Origin of the sequence: Ruminococcus flavefaciens ATCC 19208, from assembly GCF_000518765.1 — a bacterium.
Lineage (GTDB): Bacteria > Bacillota > Clostridia > Oscillospirales > Ruminococcaceae > Ruminococcus > Ruminococcus flavefaciens.
This window is the reverse complement of the sequence record NZ_JAEF01000006.1, coordinates 50,129-73,632: the sequence shown is the minus strand read 5'-3', so window position 1 is coordinate 73,632 and position 23,504 is coordinate 50,129. Positions and strand designations below refer to the sequence as shown.

Below are 23,504 nucleotides of genomic sequence, written 5' to 3'. Positions count from 1 at the left end.
TTATCCCTCAAGTATATAGCCTGCATTGCGGATAAACCTTATTTCTGCACCTGCTCCGATAGCATTGAGTTTCTTGCGCAGATTTGAGATATGTACCAATACAACGCTGGTATCGACCTCTGCGTCGCAGCTCTAAATTCGTGAGACCAGCTGTTCCGTGCTTATGATAGTGCCGTGATGTTCCATGAGGACTTCTGCTATCTGGAATTCATTAGCACTTAGAGCCTGTACATTGTCACCGCAGGAAAGCTCATAGGTGGAGCGGTTAAGCTGCATACCGCAGCATTGCAGCAGGTCTGGGACGTAGTTATCCTTTCGCCTCAGCATAGCACGACTCTTGCGACGAGCTCCGCTGTGGAAAATGGCTTTGCAAGGTAGTCGTTCGCACCTGCTTCAATTCCCTTAACGCGCTGATATACCTCGGTTCTTGCTGTAAGGAACATTGCAGGCGTATTTATTCCCAAACTTCTCAGATTTTTTAGGACTTCGAGACCGTCAAGCTCGGGCATCATAACTTCCAGTATGAGACCGTCATACTGATTTGTCTTTGCATATTCAAGAGCGTCAGCGCCGTTGTTAACGCCGTCTGCGGAAAAGCGGTTGTGTTCAAATACATGGATAAGTGATTTAAGGAGCTTTGTATCATCTTCGGCTAATGAACGCAGCAGCATATATGCCTGCTGAGGTATGGGCAGATGCACTGAGAAGGGTAAATATGTCTTTAAGTCTCAGGGCAATGAAAGGCGAGAAGGTTACAAACAAAAAGCTGCCGAGAATATTGCTGACAGGTTCGCCAATAGTATTTCCCAATGTTAAGATACCGCTTCTTATAGAAGAAATGGGAGGTATAGTCGCAGGCGACGAGACCTGTATGGGCGAGTGCGGTATGTGGGATCCGCCTGTGATAACAGATAACAGCTTTGACGGTATGATGAGGGCATTGGCGAATCGTTCGCTCCGTCCATGTCCGTGTCCAACATTTGCTGACAATACTCAGCGCATATATCGTTTGAAGCAGCTTATAAAAGTAAATCAGATACAGGGCGTAATATATCATGTCCTGAGAGGCTGTCTTGTATATGATTTTGAATACAAGCGTATCGAGGACGAGCTTGGAAAGCTTGATATACCTGTTATACGTCTGGAAAGTGACTATAACGAAGTTCGTATACGAATAGAAGCATTCATAGAGCTTATCAAGCTCAGACAGCCGCATGAAAAACGAAGTGAAGCTCACAGAGACATTTAAGGAGTAATTATAATGGGAAAATACTACATTGGACTTGATGGCGGCTCAACTTATCTGAAAGCCGCTCTCATTGGCAATAATCAGGTCATTGACACTATGGTGCGCAATACCGGAATAGACAATTACGGCACAGCCCGTAAGCTCGTTCATGAGCTTTGCGGCAATAACAGAATAACTCCTTCTGATATCGGCTATATAATGGCTACGGGATACAGCCGTAAGGTTCTGGAAGTTGCTGACGATGATATTTCCGAGATAACCGCTCATGCTTACGGAATCAGGCTTACCGCACCAAAGGATTACCGTCCCGGAATGATAATTGATATCGGTGGTCAGGATTCAAAAATAATTTATCTTGACGAGAATTATGCTGTCAAGAATTTCAGCATGAATGATAAATGTGCCGCAGCATCTGTTGGAATTGGCTGCGGAACCTGCTGCGGTTCGGGAATAAGTGCTGCGCTGTATGGCTATCTTACTACTCATGCAAAGAATATCAGGCAGTCTGTCAGAGCTTTTCTTGATTTCTTTTTTGGAAAATTCCTTGCGGTAGTACTGCTGTGCTGTACAGCATCGCTTGTCGGCAGCAGTATTATAGACGATTCGGGACGCTTATTCGGTGTAAAATCTGCAATAATAGTTGATGCGGTTATGCTGGCAATGGGAGTATGGTTCCTGATCGGCTGGATAAGAGAAAAAACAGGTACAGCCAGCTGTAAGGACTGTAAAGGCTGCAAAACAGAAAAGACTGAAGATATTACAGAAAAAAGTCATTATGCAGCTTTGATAGGCATGGGATTTGGCTACGGTATCTCGCCATGAGCACCACTGATACTTATAACCGGTTATACTGCAACATTGCCTGTTCCTTTTTGCAGCTGTACTCGGTTCAGTATTTGCCATTTCAAGCACAGTATCACCTGTTATTATCATAATGCTTTTGTCAGGGGGACTCGCAAAAGGCATGAATAAAGAAATACCGCAGTATCTTACATGGTTCAGACTTGGCTGTTATATTTTGATGATAGTTCTATTTTCAATAGGACTAATTAAAGAAGTAATAAAATGAATGTGTATATGATACAGTGTTATTATTTGAAAGTGAATGAAGCAATAAGTCTTTCACAGTTTAAGTACTGTTCCGTCATACACGCAGACAACACTGCTCATCTCGTAATTATCCTTGTCTGATTTCAGTTTATCGTATATGGTATCATACTGTATTTCATTCTCGATAATATTATTATCCTTGTTTTTCAGCTGTGAGAAGTAGTATATTCCGCCGCCTGCTGTTCCTGCAACAAGCACAAACGCCGCAGCAATGCCAAGGAACTTTTCCATACAGTTCTGTGATATACATCAACACCTGAAACAGCAGCCGAATGCTCTTATTCGCTGAAGGAAACAACGGACTTTTCAGTTTCAGCCACAGAGGCATAAGTTGTATAGGCTTCCTTTATAAGATTTTCGTCTATCATACTCATAGCCTTCATAAAATTATTTTTATTCATAGTCATATTCCTCCTTCTTCAGAAATGCTTTCAGTTTTTTCTCGTCCGAAAAAGATAAGAAGCGACTGTTTGTTCGTTCAGTGAAAAATATTCTGCAATCTCTGCTAACGAATTGCCGTAAGTATATCGTTGTACAAAAACTCGGCGGTGCAGTTCGTTCTGAGTGCGAAGAAAACGGCTGATGGTGTCCGCAAGTTCAGACAGGCTTATATTATCATCGGGATCGGCAGGTACACAATCGGTTATTTCATTAAGTGATACTGTGTATCTGTTGTCACGTTTTGCAGCAGAGTTGTATTCGAGCCTGTTTATTGCGACGTTTCTGACGATACGGAAAAAAGCTTTTCAGGTCGTTTGGCTGTGCATGCGGTATGCTGTTCCATAGCTCATAGCAGGCAGAATTTACACTTTCTTCGATGTCCTCGTACTGAGAAAGGACATTTCCTGTAATATATGTACATAGTCGTTTGTATTTTTGCCGAAGTTCAATGATAGCGGACTGTTCTCTGTTTTGCAGTAGTTTGATTATTGAACATCATCAATAATATAGCCTCCATTCGTGAGAAACTTTTGTCTTCTGTATATATAGTCAGATTTTAACAGAGGAATATTTCATTTGAAAAAATTTTTTCAGATTATTTTTTAGCGACTGCACACTTGTATTCCGTAAATATAGTATGATTAAATAATATCATAGATCCTGCGATTTTTCAAGGAAAGATAATATGCAGAAAGAAGCCCCGAGGCAAAGTCTCGGGGCTGAACGTCTATATGTCATCTGTTTTGTTACTAAACTTTTGCTGTTATTTGATGTCAAAATATCCGAGCAGATATTTCTGTATTGTGAGTGCGTCCATATTTGTAACGCCGTTTCCGTCAATGTCGGCACGGAGATTGCCAGCCTCTGTGATATGGTTTTCATCTGTACCGTTAATTCCGTATTTTGAAGGATTAGCCAGAGACTGCATAATGAGTACGATATCCGACATATCAACTATTCCGTCATTATTGCTGTCACCGTTTCCAACATATGCGAAATTCGACCTCTCGATGTTATAATCAAGATTTGTTTCAGTTTTACCGTTCTTGACAGAGAAATTTATAGTCTCATCACTGAAACACTTGTAATCCTTTGAGAATATGGATACAGTTGATGTATACTCTCCGTCGGGAAGTTCAAAATCACGGTCAAGAGAGAAATAGCCTACTGAATTTCCATCGCTGTCCTTTATCTCGGCAACACCTATATTATTAGAATCTTCACGTAATCCGCTGTATCTTTCATACAGTCTGAAATTAAAGGTGCCCTCGGGCTTAGGTTTTTCTTCGTTGCGTTTAAGTTCGATAGTCCATTCGGTATTATCATTTTCATTTTCAAATGTGAAGAGTTTTAAGTCGCTGAATTTGTAGCCTTCTTTGTAGCGCGTAAGACTATGTGAGTAATCTTTCGGGACTTCCTCAAAGCCTATATAATACTCTTTATCAGCATCAAAATCCGTTTCTGTAAACAATCTTTCTGAAACATCTGAAGTATCCCACATTGCAATGAGTTTGTCCGAATAAGGGGAGATGTCTTTGTTTTTTTTATCTTCTTTAAACAGTGCTGCCTTGATACCCTTTATACTTTCACCTGTATCAGCATCAACAATGGATATTTTTGCTGTAGCCCCCTCAGGTCTTTCCGAATCTACTACAGTAACGGTAAACTCACTCGGTTTTACAGAAACATTATATTCATCATAGGTATTGGATCTACGGGGGCTAAATCTAATAACATATTCGCCCGGTTTACTGTTATCGAAATCATATGCATCTACTCTTTGCAAAGACAAAGGACTGCCAAAATCGTCCCACACCCCCCAAAGTTTATCATCTAAATTACTTCCCATTGATCCACAGCCGAATGTTCTTCCGCCTGTAAGATCAAGCTCTTCACCGATCTTATATTCAAGCTTCCCGGGTATATTGAGCGTTAATGAACCTAAGGTTATATTGTAGCTATATCTTTCCAGTATCACATCATAGCTTTCATTTTCTTCGCCTTTATAGTAAATATCTCCGGTACTGTCAACAAAACAATCACCGCGAACGTTAGTTGGTTCGATGTAAAAGCCTATTTTGTATCTGTTTTCGTCTGTGAATGTATTAAAAATATCCTTTGGGAGTTCAACGCTGATACTGCTTTTATCTACTGTATCGTAATGCCCGCAGTTAATATTGATACTTTTTTCTTTTTCTTTATCATATACACCTGCATACAGATCGAATTGCAGACCTTTGTATTCCTTGTCGACTTCATTGTCTTTAATATTAAGTATAATCGTTGGATTCTTTTCTGAACTCATATCATCGGCTTCGGCGGCAAAAGCTGTAAGGACAGGATTTAATAACATTCCTGCACATATAACAGCAGCAAGATTTCGTTTCAGTATTTTTTTTACTTTCATTGTAATTCCCTCATTTCTTTGATTTTATCATGTTTTTTTAAGGTAATAAAAACCTTTCTGTAAATTAGACGTTTGAGATGATAAAAACTCTCACATAAAAATAATATTAATATGAAAAAACTGCGAGTGGAATACATGAAAAACAGTCATACCGGAATAGCTCGGTATTCAGAGCGAGTGCACCACAGCAATGTACAGATGTTTTTTGAAATTGGGAATTCCTTTTTTACAAGATAACAACTCTTGATCCTATAAAATCATGAGTATAATTTAAAAGCTCCGACCTTATGGTCGGAGCTTTGCATATGTATCATTGTTTTTAGCAAAATAGGTGCGGTCATACCTTACTCTTTTTCAGCTTCATTGAGAAGCCATTCCTGATATTCCATTTCTTTCTGAATTCTCTCTTCTTCCTCACGTTTCTGATTTGCTATTTCTTCTTTTTCAAAGTCAGACAATCCTTTATCCTTGTCACCGACATACAGAGTGATAACTTTATCAAGCTTGCCGTCCTTTACTGTGAACTTTGCCATATCTGAGCGGAATGCTGCTCCGTCAGCAAATATATCAGTCTCTTTTGCAAGCTCCTGACCAAGCTCTGAGTTAATCCAAGCACCGCGGTAAGGCTCATTATCACCGTATGATTCGGCATAGAGCATATATTCTCCGTCCTTGATACCGAACTTCTCCCCGGGCTTTATGCCTGAAAGAACAACGGAATTGCCCTGCATTACCGTGTATGTGCAATCGCCTGTGTATGGCTGCTTATCAGGCCATGTCAGAACGTCGAAAGAAAGTTCCTTATCGCCATCATAAGGCGTGAAATAGAAATCAAAGTTAGTGGAATAATTATACGCATAACCAAATCCGACTCCCTGATCTCTTGAACTCTTTATATATCCATCGGGAACGCTTTCAACCACTACTTTATAGCAGTCGTAACCTGTACGGTAGAGATCATTGAACACCTTGGTAGTACCATCAGATACCCAGCTCGTTTTCTTAGCGTAGCTGTAAGGAGCTTCAACAAGCGAAAGCTTAACGCCTTCAAGAGGCTTTCCTGTAAGGCTGTCATAGCAGTTTACATTGATGATATTGCCGGAATTCTCCATTGGACCAAAGTTCAGGAACAGTTCTCTGTCGGGCTTTCCGTTCACAACGGAAAAATCTATGCCGTTGGAAAGGTCTTCAAACTGAGCATCGGGATAGTTCTCCTTGACCATTGCAGCAAAATCACTGTCAGGCTCAACGAAAGCAACAGGATAATCAAAGAAATTGAAATCAGCGTGATAATCGCCGTCAGGAAGTGCCATTTCACCTGTATACTGTCTCTGGTAATAATAGTTGCCTTCCTTATCGGTAATAAAGAGGTTTCCGTAGCCTATATTCTCTCTGCCCTGACACCAGTCCATATGTGTGAACTTGACATTCTTTTCTGCATTATCAGCAGCCACTCTTACCACAAGCTCTTTTTCGGATGTGCCTCCTTCAATATCGAATATAACTACATGATCCCATATAGCGTATCCGCTGTCGTAACCCTTAGGCAATTCATCTACGGTAAGAAAGTACTTATAATTCTTATCATTTGGGAGGCCGTAGTAATTAACGTCTTCACCGTTGGTTGAAATGGTGTCGCCTATATCGTATAAGTAATCGCCGTTCATTTCGGAAAGTCGTATATCAGCACAATCGAGTGGTTCACCTGACATCATATCCACTACCTTTACGCTGAGCTTTGTGCCCACAGGCTTATTTTCAGCGATGAGCTGCTTTCTCAGGTATACCATGTCAAAAATGTCAATAACACCATCAGCCAAAAGGTCAGCGTTCTTGATATTCCCAACCTCGTTTATTCGTCCAAGAAGATAGCGGTTAAGCTGAACAGCGTCCGAAATACCCAAATTGCCGTCAAAGTTTACATCTCCGAAGAGAGTGAGCACCTGAGCATTCTCAACTATGTAATCCTCAGCCGAAGCAGATGAGTGATTCACAGCCGCAGGTACCGCAGCCATAACAGCTGCCGTGATAAGCGCCTTGATATGATTTTTTATGTCCATTGCCTTTTACCTCCTGTCATTTTGTAGGAGCATATAATACTTCTCCTTATATTTAATTCTATCATAATAAACAATTATTGTCAACGATTGTGACAAATAATGTGTTATAAATACACCTACCGTTGAAAAATTTAGGTGCAGAAATAAATGTTCTTGTAGATGCATCGGTTATTCTCGCGTACTACGCATATACTTTAACAGCAACAAATGAACGAAGCAATGCCGTCTTTTTTTTATTTGCATTTATAAAAAAAATATGATATAATATTTAAAATTGTTTAAAGTAATTAAAGCAGTAATAATTATAATAACAGAAGGAGCGTTGTAATGAAAAAAGCACTTTCACTTTTACTTCCGCTTACATTGTTGGTATCAACTATGTCATGTGCGGAGAAAAACAAAAACTCAGAAAAATCTGAAACTGAAACAACAAAGGTGACTACATCAGCAGCGGAGACAACAACAAATTCAGAGGTCGTATTCGACGGACTGAAATATGAGACATATGCGACCATGACTCCCGAGGAGATAGTTGCAACTCTCACCCTTGAACAGAAAGCCAGCCAGATGGTTCAACCAGCGGTCTATAACATAACCGAGGACGACATGAAATCCAACGATTACGGCAGCATTCTCTCAACAGTTGGTTGTATTGATTCTGATTCATGGTGCGAGACTGTAGACGGCTTCCAGCAGTCAGCCATCGAGTCCGAGGCAGGTATCCCGTATATCTACGGACAGGACGATGTACATGGCGTAAATTACTGCCGTGACGCAGTTTACTTCCCACACAACATCGGACAGGGAGCAGCAAATGATGAAGAGCTTGCATATCAAGTTGGACTTATAACAGCTGACGAAGCTAAGCTCTGCCATATGATGTGGAATTTCTCGCCTTGTGTTGCTCAATCCGTTGACCCTCGCTGGGGACGTACATATGAGTCATACGGCTCCGACCTCGACACAATAACCAAACTAAGCACCGCTTATACAAAAGGTCTTATCGACGGCGGACTTGTTGCCTGCACAAAACACTTCTTTGCAGACGGTAATGTATTGTACGGTACAGGTGAAGCAGGAGCGCCATTAAAGCGTATCGACCGCGGTGATGCACAGCTCACAGATGCTGAGATAGAGGAGCTACTGAAAGTATATCAGGCTCAGATAGACGCAGGAGTTCAGACCATAATGATAAGCCATTCATCGCTGAACGGCGTGAAAATGCACGAAAATAAAGAGTATATCATGAAGCTGAAAGACGAAATGGGCTTTGAGGGCTTTATCGTCAGCGACTGGGGCTCGGTAGAGCATACCTCGGGAGCTACATACAAAGATCAGGTCATAAACGGTGTAAATGCAGGCATTGATATGCTCATGGAAACTGACAGATACGACGAAGCAAAGCAGATAATCGTGGAAGCTGTGGGCAGCGGTGATATTACAGAAGAACGTGTAAATGACGCTGTTACAAGAATTATCAAGGTCAAGAAAGATATCGGACTCTTTGATGATCCGATGCTTGAAGGCATCAAGACCGAAAAGATAGCCACAGGCTCTCTCGAATACCGAAAAGTTGCAGAAAAGCTTGTTGAGGAAAGTCTTGTGCTCCTTAAAAACGAAAATGATGTGCTTCCGATTAAACAGGGCACAAAGGTCTATATCACAGGACCTGCTGCAAACAGTTGTCAGGCACAGTGCGGAGGCTGGACTATGGACTGGAACGGTTCTTCAAAAAAGGACATTCCCGGCGTTACAACAATACAGGAAGCATTCGAGAGATACGCTGAGAGCTACGGCATTGAGGTCATCACAGACAAGGAACAGGCAGATAAAGCTGATGTGGTGCTGCTTTGCTTAGGCGAGCAGAACTACGCCGAGTGGAACGGCGATACCGAGGATATGAGCCTTTTCGGTACTTTAGGACTTAAAGGAAATTCTGAGGCGCGTGCGGAAGCAAAGGCTCTTGGCAAGCCCACTGTTACCTGTATCGTTGCAGGCAGAAATGTTCTCATAAACAAGAGGCTTTACGATGATTGGGACAGCGTAGTTATGTGCTATCTCCCCGGTTCTGAGGGCAAGGGCATTTCCGATGTTCTCTGCGGCTGTGCTGACTTTACAGGCAAACTTCCGTCCCCTTGGTACAGCTCATTAGACCAGATACGCACAGACAATTGCTGGCTCGAAAGAGGCTACGGACTCAGCTACGGCGACGGCTTCAAGGCACAGCCCGAGCCTGAGACTATACTTGATCCGCCGACGGTAGTTGAACCTGATCCTGCATTGAAAGGTACTAATTATAAAGCAGGATTGTTTAAGGACGGCGTATACGTCAATGAATATGCAAATATCAAACTCAATGTTCCCGGAGAACTGAATTATTTCCCTAATGATACTGATCCCGAGGAAAAAGAAGCTTACATTGCAGAGCTTACTGATGAAGAAGAGATCAGGCGCGAAAGGGCGCAAATACTTGAAACAAGTTTTGGCAATGCTAAAGAATCCGTAATGGTATTCTTTGTAAACACAAAAATCGGATTCCCTGATTCTGCGGACGTTACCGCAGAAGATGTTATGGACTATTGTAAGGAATGGATAGATGGACAGATAACTAATGATGGCGGTAATGCTGACTGGAAAGAACGTAAAAAGGTAAAGCTTGGCAGCGAAGAATTTTCGAGAGATGTAGTTTATTATTGGGACGGCAAGGCATTCGATTGTTTCTATATGAGAAAGCTTGATGACGACCTTGTTTGCTGGATATATGTGACAACAAGTGAACAAGGTAGAACTCCCGAATACTATGAATCACTGTTCGAGGATATAAAGTGAACATCATGAAGAAACATATATCAATTATCGCAGTCGGCTGTGCATTATGCATAGCCGCTGTGGGTGCATTCACAGGCTGTTCAGAAAGCAACAGCTCAGAGCCCGTGGAAACCGTTGCCACTGATACAGTGTCAGCCGATAAAACGGAACAGGCAGAAGCTTCAACTCAGACAGAAGGTGAAGTCATGGCGCAGAGTATACCGATAACCTCGGATAATGCAAAGCTGCAAAGCAGAACTGTTGTACAGGACGGTGTTCTGTGGCTGGTGCAGAGCGGTTCGGCTGCGGAGTTTACCGTAAGCGGCAAAACTGCCTCTCTCACCATTGCAGGCAGCAGCGGTGTCAATAACGATGAGGAACATCGCCCACGCTGTGCTGTCTATATTGATGATAAACTCATATTTGACGAGATAATCGGAGATAAAGACGTAACGGTCAGCTTGTGGAAAGATGCAGATAAAACTGCGTCTGTAAAGGTAATGCTGCTTTCAGAAGCCATGTTCGGCGGTGTAGGTATACGCTCCGTCAATGTGGACAGTGATTCGGCTCAGCCTGTGATGCCTGCTGAAAAAGCAACCCTGACCATAGAATTTATAGGAGACTCCATAACCTGCGGATACGGTGTGGAGAGCAAAAGCAGCAGCGAACCTTTTATGACCTCCACTGAGAATTTCACTAAATCATATGCATATCTGACTGCAAAGGAACTTGGTGCGGACTACATGACATGCTGCTACAGCGGTTATGGTGTCGTTTCGGGCTATACAGGAGACGGAATGAAAAATGCAGATGCTCTTTTGCCTGATTGCTACGAATTGTCCAGCAGCTTTGAGGACTATGGGACAGACTGGACGTTTCCCGAGCAATGTGATGTTGTTGTGATCAATCTCGGCACAAATGACTTCAATTATGTTTCACAAGATCTTGAAGTACGCGGCAGTGAATTTGCAGACAGCTATAAGGCTTTCTTAAAAACTGTTCGTGAAAAGCGACCTGATGCTGTGATAATCTGTACTGTCGGCACTATGGGCGGCGATGATATTTACAAGCTGATAGAACGTGCGGTAGCTGAATTCGGTGATGATAAAATAACAGCGTACTTCTCACAGCCACAGTCTATGCATGACGGCATGGGAGCTAACGGTCATCCATCAAAGAAAACACAGCAGAACAGCGCAGATGTTCTGGCTGAAAAAATACGCAGTATAGTATCTATATAAAAATGAGGACGGTATAATGCCGTCCTTTAATTATATTATTTATTGAGTTCTGCCTTTAAAGTTCCATATTCAAGAGTTGCTTCAATTTCGGAGCGCCTGTCAGAAGCAAAATTATTATAATACCTGCAAATGTACAGAGGAAATCTGAAAGGAGCTCATATATGCATAAAACGTTATATGGGTTGACTTTATTACATGTTTTGTGTAAAATAAAGGTGTAATGCTTAAATAATTAACGAGTCTGATAACGTGACCGTGATGTGGTAATGGAAGTGTTAAAGACAAGGAGGTGAATGCAATAGTATCCAGCAGAAGTTTAAGAAAATGATCTTGAACAGTTTTACCATTTCAGTTATTATTAGTTTCAGCATTATAAATTTAGTAAAAGGAGTTTTATTGATGAAAAGATTCAAAAAAATATGCAGATCTGTTCTTAGCGGAACAATTGCTATGGCGATAGTTTCCTCAAATGCCTTGCTTCCGTCAGTTGTTCATGGAGCATCTGTCGAAGATACTGATGTTCAGCTTGCAACTGAGATTGAACGAACTGCCAAAGAAGGCTATGATACTGAAGGCAGTATCATTTATATTGCGAATGATATGATCGAAGCCGACAGCATTGTATTATCAACTGCCAATGCAGCAATTGCACAGACAACTACTGCAACTTCCGCGGTCAAGACAGTCAAAGCGTCTATGGCGGAAGAGAACGGATACAGATACTATATAACAGGCGGATATGCTATTATAGACAGTTATATCGGAGACGAGACAAATGTTGAGATCCCTGTGACACTTGGTGGAGCTGAGGTCACGGAAATAGGCTATGCCGCTTTTGCCGGCAATAAAAAAATCGTTAAGGTAAAGCTTCCCGAGACAATAAAGAAAATAAATCATGACGCCTTCAGTGGTTGTACCTCACTTGTAAATGCGGAACTCTCCGAAGGAATCACAAATATACAGGACGGCGCTTTTTCTGATTGCGCGAGCCTGAATGAGATATCTATTCCAGATGGCGTGTCTCGTATAGAGGACAATGTATTCAAGGGCTGCAAGGCACTTACAAACATAAAGCTGAACTCCAATATAGATTATATAGGAAAAAGTTCTTTTGCATACTGTTCTTCTCTTTCATCTGTCGAAATTCCGGAGTCGGTGACAGCTATTGGCAATATGGCATTTATGGGCAGCGGTCTTGTGAACTTTGATGTTCCGGATACAGTTACCTCAATGGGCTATGCTGTTTTTGCAGACTGCGCAGCACTTGAGGAGATACGTCTCCCTAAGGAAATAACAAAGCTTAAATCAGGCAGCAGTAAGGGTATGTTTTCTGGGTGTACATCACTTAAGAATGTAACATTCCCTGATGTACTTACCGAGATAGGCGACAGTGCATTTGCGGGCTGTTCTTCACTGGAGAGCATTTCTATCCCCGATACTGTAACAACTATCGGTACGGAGCTGTTCAGGGGCTGTGAGAAGCTTATAAATGCAGAGATACCAATGTCCGTTACCCGTATCGAAGATGGTATGTTCAGCGGCTGTGCTTCAATGCCTTCAATAGATCTGCATGACGATATAGTTTATATTGGAAACAGAGCCTTTGAGAACTGTTCGGCTCTTGATAATATGACTGTTCCCAAAAACACAGCAGTTATAGGCGAATGCTGTTTTCTTAACTGTGAAAGTCTTACAGAAATAGATATTCCTGCATCAGTGAATACCCTCGGAAAAGCTGCTCTTGCAGGATGCAGTTCTCTCAAGAAGGCAACACTTCCCGACAGTATAGAAGAGCTTTCAGGTTTCAATGGGGTGGGTCTCTTTACAAATGATATAGCTCTTAATGATGTAAAGCTGCCAGCCACGCTTAAAACCATAGGTGCTTATACATTCAGTAACTGTTTGTCACTGGAGAAGATCGACCTTCCGGATACAGTTTCCTTAATAGGCGGCAATGCTTTTGAAAGCTGTATATCACTCAAGGAAATCAGCCTTCCTAAGAGCGTTGTTACCCTGTACGATAAGACTTTCAGCGGCTGTACGACTCTGACAAAGGTTATTCTTCCAGAGAAATTCGATGAAGCTAAGAATTATGCGTTTGAAAACTGCACAAGTCTTAATGATCTTGGTAAAAAGTCAGGGTTCTTCAAGTTCGCAGAGGATACCTTCGCAGGATGCAGCTCACTAAGTGACGAAAGAGCAACTGTTTTCACAAATGATACTCCTGTAGTAAATGTTAGCTCGGCTGCTAATATTGTAGGCGGTATCGCTAATTTCAGTATTAAATACGACCTTAACGACTGGATAAGCTCAGATCTTGCCAATAATGGAAATGTAAGCTTTGAGGTGCCGATGCCTTCTGGACTTAGTCTTATAGAAAGTTCAGTGATCTCGGATTCTGATGATAATAAGGTAACATATGCAGGAAACAACAGCCTTATTATGCTTTCAAAGCCTGAGGGAACTCTGCGTTTCTCCGCAAGAATAGAGGCATATAATGAAAACGCTTATATCATAGACCCGAAGATACACTTCAATTCCCACAGCTACAACTGGACTCAGAAGATACCCAGAATGTCACTGACTGTTCCAAAGATAACTATTTCCGCACAGAGCACTGTCTCCAGTCTTGAGTGTGATGTTTTCGGAATAGCTGAGCCCGGCAGAAAGGTAAAGATATATGTTGATGGCAAGCTTGCGGCTTCTGTAACATCAAATCAGTATACAGGCAAGTATGTTGCAACAGTTTCGCTGCCTGAAAAAAAGGATTCTGAACAGTATAGTATCTCCGCTGTATGCGGTGTGGACAAGACAGATGAAATCGGCGTTGTTTACTCCAACGCAAAGCCTTCCATAAAGAAGGTAGATCTTATCTACTGCACTCATGCTCCTTCAGATATAAACGATTATATGGAAACTCTTGATATCACAGGTGTCTTCACAAAAGGTGAGCACCCTGTAATACAGTATTACCCCAAGGGCAATATGCGTTTCAGGATAGAAGCTTACAATTCTGACAGGATATCATTTATTCTCGTAAGAAGCAAGAAGGGGGCTGAATCAAAGTATCTGATCGCATCTTATGATGAAAAAGAGAAAGCGTGGATCACTCCCGAGGATCAGTATTTTGATGAAACCGATCATAACTATGTTCCCGGTTCTCTCAACTTTATTATTGTTGAGAAAACAGATGATATTATTGATGCAGAAGAGGCTGAAGAGCTGATGGAAGATCGCTATATTGAAGGTGTGACCAGAAGTTACGATGTAATTGACGATTCAAGCTGTATCTGCCGACTTGAAGATGAAGAAGGCGGTATCGGCTCTGAGTGTTACTATTATTGTTCAGAAGCTGTCAATGTAAACGGAAAGAAGCTGTCAGCTTCAGCAATTGCAGAATCGCCTGATAATTACGGATTCAAAAAGTCAGCTAAAAAGGTTCTTCGTGACGGTGTTCTATTCTCTATCTATTTAAAAACTACTTATTACGATGAGAAGAATGAAAGTACATCAGGCAGCATTGCAGCATATGACAATGCCGTACTCAAACAGGTAGATGAAGCATATAAAAAAGTCGGCAAGCTTAACTATGACATGGAAGATTACACTGTGTTCTCGCAGGTAATGGTCGCTGATGACGGAAGTACTCCTGCATATATTTATGTTACGGCAGATGCTCAGATATTTGAAGAAGAGGATTACATCATTGAATACAGCCGTGATATAAGACCGATTCAGTCAGTCACCTTGTATGAGACTGTTGTACAGCGCCTGCCCGGTATAACTATGTTATCGAATGAAAATGATGAAAACGCAGATGGTGATGAAGATGAAGAAACTATACCTGAATATCTGAAGAGAAAAGCAGGCGAATTCGCTAACAATCAGGCTAAGAAAAAAGCAGATAAAACTGTTAAAAAAATACTTAAAAATAAACCAAATGCTTTAAAGACATATGAAGGAGCAAATAAGGCTAAAAAAGTATATAAAAAAGTAAAAGATTACAAGGATGAATATGATAATGCAAAAGAAGAAGAGGAAGAGGTAAAGTCAACAGACTGGGGAAGTGAAGAATGGAACAAATACAGGGACAGTAATGCAGAGCTTGAAAAAGGTACGAAGATGTGGATGACATTTGAGAGCGATGTTACACAAAAGGTGCCTGTTTTAGGCAAATTCTACTCGGAGACATTGGGAAGGATAAAAGATCAGCTTGATGACCTTTTTGACAGAAAACGCAATTATTATAAGTCGAATTATGCTGATTTAGATGCACAAATTGCAGCCGGCGAAGAATATGATCCTGAATATGAACAGGACGGACAGTTAAAAACAGTTGTCGACCCTTCAGGTATTGTATATGAAGGAATCAAGTCTAAGACAGTCAGCGGTGCAGTAGTGACCTGCTATATGTTCAACGAGGACACTGGTGCATGGGAGGTATGGAACGCAGAGGACTACGATCAGGCAAATCCTATTCTCACCGATGAGGCAGGTTCATATGCATGGGATGTTCCTGAGGGAAGATACTATGTTACCTGCGAAAAGGAAGGCTATGACCTGATAAAGAGTGAAGAATTCGCTGTAGCTCCTCCTAAGTTCGATCTTGACTTTAATCTGCTCAATGAATCCGCACCTTCTGTAAATGGATACACTCTCAGTGAGAATACCATCACCATTGAATTTACAAAGGTAATGGATATTGCAACTTTAAACAAAGACTCTGTTGCCGTAAGCGGTATCAGCGGCGATATAACAATCGAACCGCAGTTATATTCTGACGGAGACAAGTTTACTGACAAGTTCATTATCAGCGGTGATTTCAGCAAGGCAACTAAGCTGAAGCTTTCCGTAAACAGCAAGGCTTCTGATTATACAGGTGCTGCAGTTGCTGAATATTCAGCGGATATTGATAATATCTATGCAGACCTTATACTTGAGAAGGAAAATATAAAGCTTGTTGCTGAGGATACATATCAGATCAAAGCAAACAAGGAGATCGCATCATTTACTTCTTCCGATCCAAAGATCGCAGCAGTTGACAATAAGGGCATTGTTACAGCCGGTTCCGCAGGTTCCACAAAAATAACAGCTGTTGACAGTAATGGAAAGGAAGCTGTACTGACAGTTGCTGTGGAGAAAAAGGTAGTTGTGGATGAGGCAACATCTGAAAAGCTGAAACAGCGCTCACTGAAGGACTACAGCAGCAAAACAGGTATAACTGCTGACAGTGCTGAGTGCAAGGTAGTGGATAATAAGTGCGTAGTTGAACTCAAAGATAAGGACGGCAATGTAATTGAAGTCTACACGATTGATCCGGAAACAGGCATCGGTACTGATTCCAACGGTAAGGTAGTTAATCTTCCTCAGACAGGAAATAACTCTATGATTAACTGGCTGTGGGTAATTACAGCTATAGCTTTGATCTGCAACGGTCTTTTCTTTGTAAGAAGATCCGGCGCGATCTCACGCAAGAGAAGCTGATTTAGTATGACTTCTGAACTACAACAGTTAAACAATAGTCCGACTCTGCTGTGGTTGCAGAAGACGAACAGTGAAGGACAATGCAGTAGTGTTGACGAATGATCATCATAATCTGTAAAGCGAACGGCAGGTTGCTTCAGCTAACCTGCCGTTTTTTTATACTGATTAGTGTTCTGTTTTGTTTATAAGCTTAGAAATCAGCAGCACCAGAAGTTGTACATTTCAAAGAATATCATTGCTGATACGGTTATAAGGTTTCCAGTAAAGCATGACAAACTGCGTATTTTCCCGTAGGGGAGTTTCTTTTTGGCTATGAAGGAGTAAGCAGAGGCAAGTAGTGCAAGTACGCATAGTACCATACATACGATCTGCGTAATGCCTATGACCATACCTTCGGTCTTGGTGAGACCGTCGTTGTCTCCTTTTATGCGAATGACCACAATGGATATTATTGCGGCAAGTGATACTATCTTTGCAAACTGTCCTGCGGTGATTATATGTGCAAAGGAAAGGGGAGTCGCCTTGCCTGCTTTATTGAGCTTTCGCTTTGCAAGGAGTATGAACAGCGAAGCAATTCCGCAGATCATGAAGCCTGCAAGGAGACAGAGCTTAGGTATGTAATACTTTATTTCAAGGTATTCCGAGCAGCTGTTTACAATACCTCGTCTGCCGTCCGAGTGTTCAACTATGCCAAATATAGTATCATCGTAATAATCTTCTGAATGATATTCAAGAAATACTTTATCAGCGACCTTTACAGCGTTTATATTATCAATTGAGAATGCGTCCATATATAGAATGAATTTTCCCAGACCTGCTGCATGGGTACGAGTGTCAGAATAGTATCCACTGTAGGGTGTCAGATCAAATTTTTCATAGTTTTTACCGATATATTTTTTTGCCTTCAATCTGCCGAAAACATAAGAGCATAATGAGCTTGGAAAATCATCGCGGCAGTTTGAAAGACCTACGACTCCGAACTTTGATACAGGATCAAATTCCATATTAGCAACACAGCCAAAGGTAGCACCTGTATGTCCGAATGTACGGGTATAGTTGTATTCCTTGACGTCAAAACCGTAGCTGAAGCTGGGGATATCAGTGTTTCCGTAGAATGATGAGCCTGAAAGGAGTTTCTCTTGTGTTTCGGCATTCTTGAACAGTGGGTGATCGTCGTTGACGAAAGCCTGTGCGTAGGTGGCAAGGTCACCGAGAGTACCTGTTATGGAGCCGCAGGGGTAGATCTGATCGTTGAAGAGACAGTTGCCCTTGGACTTGTATTCTTCAATTATCTCCTCCGTTATCAATCCGTCGTCACTTTCTACATATTTGTTATTCAGTTCTATTTCGTAGCAGATCGTTTTTATGCGCTGCTCTCTTACCCACGGATTATCAGTGAAGTCGGGACCTGCTGAGGTATGCTCCATACCGAGGGGCTCAAAGATATTCTTGTGTACGTAGTCAACGTAGTCCATGCCGCTGACGCGCTGAACGATAAGTCCTGCAAGAGCAGCTGCCCAGTTTGAGTAGGAAGACACCTCTCCCGGACGGTAGGTCTGAGCGGGCTCCACATTTTTGAGAGCTTCTTCAAGAGACAGCATTTCAGCCATATCCTCTGATGTGGAGTCATAGAACTTCTCGCACCAGCCGCCCTTGTGGTTCATTATATCCATAAGGGTAATAGGATCATCGTATTTAAGGTGCTCGAAAAAGTTATCGTGGAGATATGTGCGGATATCTGTTTCAAGGTCGACCTTTCCCTGTTCCCAGAGCTGCATGATGCTTACCCATACAAAGGTCTTTGATATGCTGCCCCACTCGAATACGCTGTTCTCGTCAGCGAGGGTGTGCTCCTCTATATTTGTGCAGCCGTAGTAACGTGTGTAAAGTATTTCGTCCCCGTGGAAGATAAGTTGCACATTAGCGCTGGATTTGTTGCTTCTTTCGATATTGTCGGGATATGCGTCAAATTTTTTCAGAAGGCTTATAACAGAGCTGACTGTAGCACTTGACGGACATTTAAGATCATCTTCATCGTCTGCAAAGGCTGTAAATGGCTGAGTGCAGACTGTAAGCACTGCCGCAGCAAAAAAAGCGGCGGTTTTTCGCAGTATTCTTTTCATGTATATCCACCTCCTCAAAGCTCACGGGCTTCATAGTCCACTACCGAGCATACAAGCTGATAGAGGGTGAAGCCGAAGCCGATAAATATAAGTGTGATACTTAGCAGCAGACCGTTCATGGGAGCTGCCAGTGCAAATATCATATTTACAAGTACGATAAGTGCAGGCTTCAGTATATCTATATTGAATATAAAAATAATGACAGCTGCTACGGCGTAGACCAGTGCGATTCCACCTAAGATTTTAAGAAAACTCCTAAGCAGGGAGTTTTTCTTGCTTGAAATACCGTTTTTGAAGTATCTCCTGTGCTGACCTGCCATGATCATGAGGGTAACAGCAAAAATAAACCAGAATATGGAGTTCTCCAGAGCCTTGATCTGTATACCTGTACCGAAACCATTTTTTGTTTCATAGAGATTTCTTACGTCCTTTGAGATAGCATTATTGTGGAAATCACTGAATTTTTCCATAATATGGAAAATGATAAAAATAATCACAGAAAAAACTGTATATATTACCGTAGTCAGAGTAAAGCGAGAGATGACAATGCTTTTTCTGTCAGTTGGGATAACTGTGAATATTTTTCCTGCATTATGAGTCTTTTCTGCCATTGTGATAAATGGCACGAGCAAAACTCCAAGTACAACGATGCTTAATGCCATGAAAAGTGCTTCCGAAAGCATTCCAATGACTACAAATATAGCAGTAAACGCGAGTATAAGGAAGAATATGCCTTTATTTCCGCCCTTTACCGATATGAGGTCCACTCGCATAAGGTCGATTATCTTTTTCATGTTTACCTCCTTATAGCTCTTTGTTTGATGCCTTTTTAACGGTGACTGTGCAGAAAATGTAAGCTGCTGCTAAAGTGACTGCATTTAGTATGGCAATGGACAGCCATTTTCCTGCCGTAGTAGGCGGCAGCAGTATATCCTTTAAAGCGCGAAGTTTTTCGTTGTATATCATAACAGATATGAATGTAGTTACTGCAGCAAATACAGTCACAATTATAAGGAATTCACGTATGGCAGCCTCCATATTTATTATCTCTGAGCGCATCTGCGCAAAACAGAGGACAATAGTTAAGAAAGCAAATGCCGCTGCGGCAAACAGATACATTTTCATATATTTGCTCTCAGGCAGCTCGGAATAATTGCTTGCTATACGCGAAAGGTTTTCCGGGAGCATCTTGTAAAGCGAAGAACTCCTGCCTATGAACAGGCACAGAAAAGAGAGCAGTTCACCTATAAACATAGTAACGAATATTTCCGTGAAAAGCGCTTTTATGACAGCGCTCCTGCGGACCGGCAGCATACCGTAGAGCCTTTTGCAGCTTGAATTGTTGATTCCCTGTATTGGCGCTATGATCATTACAAAGTTTACTACACAAAGAATACCAAAGGTGAGGCCGAACAGTGAGGCTATAATGCTCACTGCGACAAATATAGCTACATAAGGTACAGTGAGCCTGCTGACGGTGATAAGGTCAAACCTTATCATTTTCATCATTTCGTTCATGTCTGTCCTCCTTTGCAACATAGACCAGTATCTCGTCGATATTAGCCTTTTCGGTCTCAAGCTTGTCGGTGACTTCGCTGAGATACTCAGTGCTGAGAAGTGCGTCAAAGCCGTTTCTGTAGCCGTGGAAGCCTATGCACTTTTCACGGAGAGCAGAGGAGATGTCCTCCTCAGCACCTCTGAGGATAACGTATTTTTCATTGAGCTCGTCCTTAGTTCCCGTGAACCAAACTCTGCCATTGTGAAGTATGGTAACGTAGTCGGCGATACGCTCCACATCAGATGTGATATGTGTGGAGAAGAGGACACTTCTGTTTTCGTTCTCTATGTACTCCGCGAGTATATCAAGAAGCTCATCACGGGCAACGGGGTCAAGTCCGCTTGTAGGCTCATCGAGTATCATAAAGTCAGCTTTGTGTGACAGTGCAATTGCTATCATAAGCTTCATTTTCATGCCCTTTGAAAATTCGCCGACACGTTTGTTGTCGGGAAGCCCGAAGGATTTGAGACGGCCTGAGAATTCCTTGCTGTCCCAGTCTTTATAAAATGGCTTCAGCTGTTTTTCTATCTGTTTTGCGGTGAGATGGTCTGCAAGATACAGACTGTCAAAGACCACGCCGAGCCTTTCTTTTATGGCGATAGTGTCTGTAACGCTGTCAAGCCCGAAAACGCTGATCTTTCCGCTGTCTATATTAGCCATATTGAGTATGGAGCGGATAGTAGTGGTCTTACCAGAGCCGTTTTCACCAACAAATCCCATTATATAGCCCTTGGGCAGGGAAAAGCTGACGTCCTTGAGGGCAAAGCTGTCGTATGCCTTGTTGAGTTCTTTTATTTCCAGAATGTTCTCCATAAATCATTCCTCCATGAATTTTTTTAGTGCGGCGATGATCTCGTCATCAGAAAGTCCCGCATTTCTGCCGTTCAGGACGGCTTTCTCGAAGCCTTCTTCCATTTCGCAGAGCATACGCTCGCGGAGAAGCTCATTATTGCTTGGTGCAACGAAATATCCCTTGCCTGTGACAGAGATTATAAAGCCCTCCTCGGCAAGATCGTTGTATACTCTTGTGGTGGTGATAACGCTTATCTTCAGATCTCTTGCAAGTTGGCGGATAGACGGCAGCTGCTCGTCCTCTGCGACCTTGCCCTCGAGTATCTGAGCCTTTATCTGCTGCTCTATCTGTTCGTAGATAGGCAGTTCAGATTTGTTTTTTATAACTATCTTCATGGTGCACTCCTGTGTTATACTGTATATATCATTGTATATACAGTATAACACAACTTTATTCGATTGTCAATACTTCTGATAAAAAAATCGGAAATTTTAATGTCTTTTATTGCATTTGTATTATTGGGAAACGTGATCAGCTCTTGACACGGTAATTTTTTTATGCTATACTAATCTCAATAAATGATATTAGTGGAGGAGTTATGGAGAAACTGATAAAAATACTTACAGATCCCATATCAAACAGGATCATTCAGCTTATTCGTATAAACAAGCGTTTGACTGTCTCTGAAATACTGATCCGTATGCCTGATATACCGAGAGCAACGGTTTACCGTAAGACAGAGCGAATGTTAAAAGCCGATGTTATTGAAGTGATCGACACACATAGAATACGCGGTCAGATAGAAAATGTATACGCATTGAAGAATTATTTCATATCACCGTCACAGAACGGAACTGACGGCATGAAGATAATGACATCCACTCTTATACAGATATTTGAGCTTTGCAGCAGCTATTTCAAGCGTGATGATGCAGATGTAAACAGAGACAAGTTGTTTGTATTGAACTATGCACTTTCACTTTCAGACATTGATTTCGCTTCAATGCTCAACGAAATGTACGCTGTGGTAGATAAATATCAGGGCAGACAAATAACGGAAAAATCTCATATCCGCAATCTTTACCTTATGTCCATGCCCTCAGGAGGAGAACAAAATGAGCAGGAAAAATGAGATTCTGAATTGTTATCGTGAAAACGGAATATGCTTGTATGAGTATCCAATGATAAACGGTTTGAAGCAATATATACAGATCAGAGGTGCTGATCGTACCGCCCCTCTGATGTTGTTTATACACGGCGGTCCCGGAGGTTCTATGGCAGGACTTTGTCATGTTATGCAGACAGAATGGGAAAAGCATTTTACAGTAGTAAACTGGGATCAGCGAAACACCTGCAAAACACTTTTGGCAAACAAGGATAAAGCCGCTGAAATTGCTGAAACGGGAAGCATTTCAGACTATGTTTCAGATATTGATGCTGTGATAAAGTATCTTCATACGGTATATGAATTTGAAAAAATAATAATCACAGGTTTTTCGTGGGGAAGTATTATAGGTGCAGAATACGTTAAGCTTCGTTCTGAGAATGTTTCATGCTATATTGGTATCGGTCAACTGGTAAACTATATCGACGGATTAAAGTATTCATGTAATTGGATAAAGGAACTTGCAAAAGATGTGCCATCTGATATTTCTAAAACGGACGCCTTAATGAAGCGTATCGAAAGCGGATTTGAATTTAACAGTGATACTATGAAAGCTTTGCGAGCATTTTCAGTGCTGGGTTCAAAGTACATAGCCAAAGACAGTAAGGCATTTCCGATAAAAGCATTGCTTTGTTCGCCTTTCCTGAGTTTTCGAGAGAAATTATCTATGCTTAATTCGGATTTCAGGAATTTCAAGGGAACATACAAAACTCTTATGACATATGATTTCAGACATGATCTGAAATTTGACGTGCCTGTGCTTTTTGTAAGCGGTGATGAGGATTTTATATGCCCGAATCAGCTGTTTATGCAGTGTTTTGAGAATATTGAAGCACCTGTCAAGAAAAATGCAGTGATACAAAAAGCGTCACACACTTGCTTCTATGATCAGCCTGATAATTTTGTCAGAGCGATAACTGATTTTATTCGTAATTGAATCACATAAAAATTCTCAGGAAAGAAATTGTTTTTTTAGCTTATGAGTTTTCCGCTCATATCCACTATAAATAATTATTTTGAATTACGCCAAATTTCTTACAGCCTGATTTAAACAAAAAATATGCA

The 23,504-nt window shown here is 41.6% G+C and carries 19 protein-coding genes and 1 pseudogene; 7 read left to right on the top strand and 13 right to left on the bottom strand.

What is annotated here, in order from left to right:
* The 3 genes and pseudogenes from L870_RS20125 to L870_RS19810 all read right to left on the bottom strand — a co-directional run.
* Window positions 1-114 (bottom strand): annotated as a pseudogene (locus tag L870_RS20125) (helix-turn-helix domain-containing protein); the annotation flags it as partial.
* Between the two features lie 18 nt (window positions 115-132).
* The gene (locus tag L870_RS19815; protein ID WP_051411286.1) at window positions 133-327 is read right to left on the bottom strand and encodes a response regulator transcription factor; all 195 of its coding nucleotides are present in this window, start codon (window positions 325-327) and stop codon (window positions 133-135) included.
* A complete protein-coding gene (locus L870_RS19810; RefSeq protein ID WP_051411284.1) occupies window positions 321-671 on the bottom strand; it encodes a response regulator in 351 nt (116 codons plus the stop codon). The genes L870_RS19815 and L870_RS19810 overlap by 7 nt, the downstream gene beginning before the upstream one ends.
* A 2-nt stretch (window positions 672-673) precedes the next feature.
* Here L870_RS19810 and L870_RS16185 point away from each other — a divergent pair, with 2 nt between their 5' ends.
* Both L870_RS16185 and L870_RS18165 read left to right on the top strand, forming a co-directional pair.
* Window positions 674-1,249 carry a 2-hydroxyacyl-CoA dehydratase family protein gene (locus L870_RS16185; RefSeq protein ID WP_051411282.1) on the top strand — a complete coding sequence of 192 codons (576 nt, stop codon included), beginning with the start codon at window positions 674-676 and terminating at the stop codon, window positions 1,247-1,249.
* A 12-nt stretch (window positions 1,250-1,261) separates the two neighbouring features.
* Window positions 1,262-2,071, top strand: a complete 810-nt coding sequence (locus L870_RS18165; RefSeq protein WP_051411279.1) for a BadF/BadG/BcrA/BcrD ATPase family protein — start codon at window positions 1,262-1,264, stop codon at window positions 2,069-2,071.
* A 300-nt stretch (window positions 2,072-2,371) separates the two neighbouring features.
* On the opposite strand, the gene L870_RS0100235 is transcribed toward L870_RS18165, so the two are convergent.
* The 5 genes from L870_RS0100235 to L870_RS0100220 all read right to left on the bottom strand — a co-directional run bounded on the left by L870_RS0100235 (window position 2,372) and on the right by L870_RS0100220 (window position 7,267).
* Complete coding sequence (locus L870_RS0100235; protein ID WP_028516393.1) at window positions 2,372-2,590, bottom strand: hypothetical protein; 219 nt, start codon at window positions 2,588-2,590, stop codon at window positions 2,372-2,374.
* 47 nt (window positions 2,591-2,637) lie between these two features.
* Window positions 2,638-2,760: a hypothetical protein gene (locus L870_RS19990; protein ID WP_278244590.1), complete on the bottom strand. Its 123-nt coding sequence runs from the start codon at window positions 2,758-2,760 to the stop codon at window positions 2,638-2,640.
* A gap of 30 nt (window positions 2,761-2,790) precedes the next feature.
* Window positions 2,791-2,859 carry a hypothetical protein gene (locus L870_RS19805; RefSeq protein WP_242836471.1) on the bottom strand — a complete coding sequence of 23 codons (69 nt, stop codon included), beginning with the start codon at window positions 2,857-2,859 and terminating at the stop codon, window positions 2,791-2,793.
* 704 nt (window positions 2,860-3,563) lie between these two features.
* The gene (locus L870_RS20100) at window positions 3,564-5,207 is read right to left on the bottom strand and encodes a dockerin type I domain-containing protein (RefSeq protein WP_028516392.1); all 1,644 of its coding nucleotides are present in this window, start codon (window positions 5,205-5,207) and stop codon (window positions 3,564-3,566) included.
* 344 nt (window positions 5,208-5,551) lie between these two features.
* Window positions 5,552-7,267, bottom strand: coding sequence for a dockerin type I repeat-containing protein (locus L870_RS0100220; RefSeq protein WP_028516391.1), 1,716 nt, complete (start codon window positions 7,265-7,267; stop codon window positions 5,552-5,554).
* A 327-nt stretch (window positions 7,268-7,594) separates the two neighbouring features.
* Between L870_RS0100220 and L870_RS16175 the strand changes: the two genes are divergently transcribed.
* The 3 genes from L870_RS16175 to L870_RS0100205 all read left to right on the top strand — a co-directional run bounded on the left by L870_RS16175 (window position 7,595) and on the right by L870_RS0100205 (window position 16,800).
* The gene (locus L870_RS16175) at window positions 7,595-10,096 is read left to right on the top strand and encodes a glycoside hydrolase family 3 protein (protein WP_051411277.1); all 2,502 of its coding nucleotides are present in this window, start codon (window positions 7,595-7,597) and stop codon (window positions 10,094-10,096) included.
* Window positions 10,097-10,101: 5 nt separating this feature from the next.
* The gene (locus L870_RS16170) at window positions 10,102-11,316 is read left to right on the top strand and encodes an SGNH/GDSL hydrolase family protein (protein ID WP_155250120.1); all 1,215 of its coding nucleotides are present in this window, start codon (window positions 10,102-10,104) and stop codon (window positions 11,314-11,316) included.
* Window positions 11,317-11,715: 399 nt separating this feature from the next.
* On the top strand, window positions 11,716-16,800 hold the full coding sequence (locus L870_RS0100205; protein ID WP_028516390.1) for a leucine-rich repeat protein: 5,085 nt from the start codon (window positions 11,716-11,718) through the stop codon (window positions 16,798-16,800).
* Between the two features lie 197 nt (window positions 16,801-16,997).
* Here L870_RS0100205 and L870_RS18160 read toward each other — a convergent pair whose 3' ends face one another.
* The 5 genes from L870_RS18160 to L870_RS0100180 are packed head-to-tail and all read right to left on the bottom strand — an operon-like array spanning window position 16,998 to window position 21,669.
* Window positions 16,998-18,923, bottom strand: a complete 1,926-nt coding sequence (locus tag L870_RS18160) for a serine hydrolase domain-containing protein (protein WP_051411273.1) — start codon at window positions 18,921-18,923, stop codon at window positions 16,998-17,000.
* Between the two features lie 14 nt (window positions 18,924-18,937).
* Entirely contained in the window at window positions 18,938-19,717 is a 780-nt protein-coding gene (locus L870_RS0100195) for an ABC-2 transporter permease (protein WP_028516389.1), read from the bottom strand.
* Window positions 19,718-19,727: 10 nt separating this feature from the next.
* Entirely contained in the window at window positions 19,728-20,441 is a 714-nt protein-coding gene (locus L870_RS0100190) for a hypothetical protein (RefSeq protein WP_028516388.1), read from the bottom strand.
* The gene (locus L870_RS0100185) at window positions 20,410-21,294 is read right to left on the bottom strand and encodes an ABC transporter ATP-binding protein (protein WP_028516387.1); all 885 of its coding nucleotides are present in this window, start codon (window positions 21,292-21,294) and stop codon (window positions 20,410-20,412) included. Before L870_RS0100185 ends, L870_RS0100190 begins: the two co-directional genes overlap by 32 nt.
* A gap of 3 nt (window positions 21,295-21,297) precedes the next feature.
* A complete protein-coding gene (locus tag L870_RS0100180) occupies window positions 21,298-21,669 on the bottom strand; it encodes a GntR family transcriptional regulator (protein ID WP_028516386.1) in 372 nt (123 codons plus the stop codon).
* Between the two features lie 203 nt (window positions 21,670-21,872).
* Between L870_RS0100180 and L870_RS0100175 the strand changes: the two genes are divergently transcribed.
* Together L870_RS0100175 and L870_RS18155 are read left to right on the top strand one after the other, a co-directional pair.
* Entirely contained in the window at window positions 21,873-22,406 is a 534-nt protein-coding gene (locus tag L870_RS0100175) for a helix-turn-helix domain-containing protein (RefSeq protein WP_028516385.1), read from the top strand.
* Window positions 22,390-23,376 (top strand): alpha/beta fold hydrolase, encoded by a 987-nt coding sequence (locus tag L870_RS18155; RefSeq protein ID WP_051411271.1) that lies wholly within the window; start codon window positions 22,390-22,392, stop codon window positions 23,374-23,376. The genes L870_RS0100175 and L870_RS18155 overlap by 17 nt, the downstream gene beginning before the upstream one ends.
* Window positions 23,377-23,504 lie beyond the last annotated feature (128 nt).

Excerpts from the sequence above, each read along its gene's own strand:
- L870_RS19815 (WP_051411286.1), bottom strand. The coding sequence starts at position 327 with ATGCTGAGGCGAAAGGATAACTACGTCCCAGACCTGCTGCAATGCTGC.
- L870_RS19810 (WP_051411284.1), bottom strand. The coding sequence starts at position 671 with ATGCTGCTGCGTTCATTAGCCGAAGATGATACAAAGCTCCTTAAATCA.
- L870_RS16185 (WP_051411282.1), top strand. The coding sequence starts at position 674 with ATGCCTGCTGAGGTATGGGCAGATGCACTGAGAAGGGTAAATATGTCT.
- L870_RS18165 (WP_051411279.1), top strand. The coding sequence starts at position 1,262 with ATGGGAAAATACTACATTGGACTTGATGGCGGCTCAACTTATCTGAAA.
- L870_RS0100235 (WP_028516393.1), bottom strand. The coding sequence starts at position 2,590 with ATGGAAAAGTTCCTTGGCATTGCTGCGGCGTTTGTGCTTGTTGCAGGA.
- L870_RS19990 (WP_278244590.1), bottom strand. The coding sequence starts at position 2,760 with ATGAATAAAAATAATTTTATGAAGGCTATGAGTATGATAGACGAAAAT.
- L870_RS20100 (WP_028516392.1), bottom strand. The coding sequence starts at position 5,207 with ATGAAAGTAAAAAAAATACTGAAACGAAATCTTGCTGCTGTTATATGT.
- L870_RS0100220 (WP_028516391.1), bottom strand. The coding sequence starts at position 7,267 with ATGGACATAAAAAATCATATCAAGGCGCTTATCACGGCAGCTGTTATG.
- L870_RS16175 (WP_051411277.1), top strand. The coding sequence starts at position 7,595 with ATGAAAAAAGCACTTTCACTTTTACTTCCGCTTACATTGTTGGTATCA.
- L870_RS16170 (WP_155250120.1), top strand. The coding sequence starts at position 10,102 with ATGAAGAAACATATATCAATTATCGCAGTCGGCTGTGCATTATGCATA.
- L870_RS0100205 (WP_028516390.1), top strand. The coding sequence starts at position 11,716 with ATGAAAAGATTCAAAAAAATATGCAGATCTGTTCTTAGCGGAACAATT.
- L870_RS18160 (WP_051411273.1), bottom strand. The coding sequence starts at position 18,923 with ATGAAAAGAATACTGCGAAAAACCGCCGCTTTTTTTGCTGCGGCAGTG.
- L870_RS0100195 (WP_028516389.1), bottom strand. The coding sequence starts at position 19,717 with ATGAAAAAGATAATCGACCTTATGCGAGTGGACCTCATATCGGTAAAG.
- L870_RS0100190 (WP_028516388.1), bottom strand. The coding sequence starts at position 20,441 with ATGAACGAAATGATGAAAATGATAAGGTTTGACCTTATCACCGTCAGC.
- L870_RS0100185 (WP_028516387.1), bottom strand. The coding sequence starts at position 21,294 with ATGGAGAACATTCTGGAAATAAAAGAACTCAACAAGGCATACGACAGC.
- L870_RS0100180 (WP_028516386.1), bottom strand. The coding sequence starts at position 21,669 with ATGAAGATAGTTATAAAAAACAAATCTGAACTGCCTATCTACGAACAG.
- L870_RS0100175 (WP_028516385.1), top strand. The coding sequence starts at position 21,873 with ATGGAGAAACTGATAAAAATACTTACAGATCCCATATCAAACAGGATC.
- L870_RS18155 (WP_051411271.1), top strand. The coding sequence starts at position 22,390 with ATGAGCAGGAAAAATGAGATTCTGAATTGTTATCGTGAAAACGGAATA.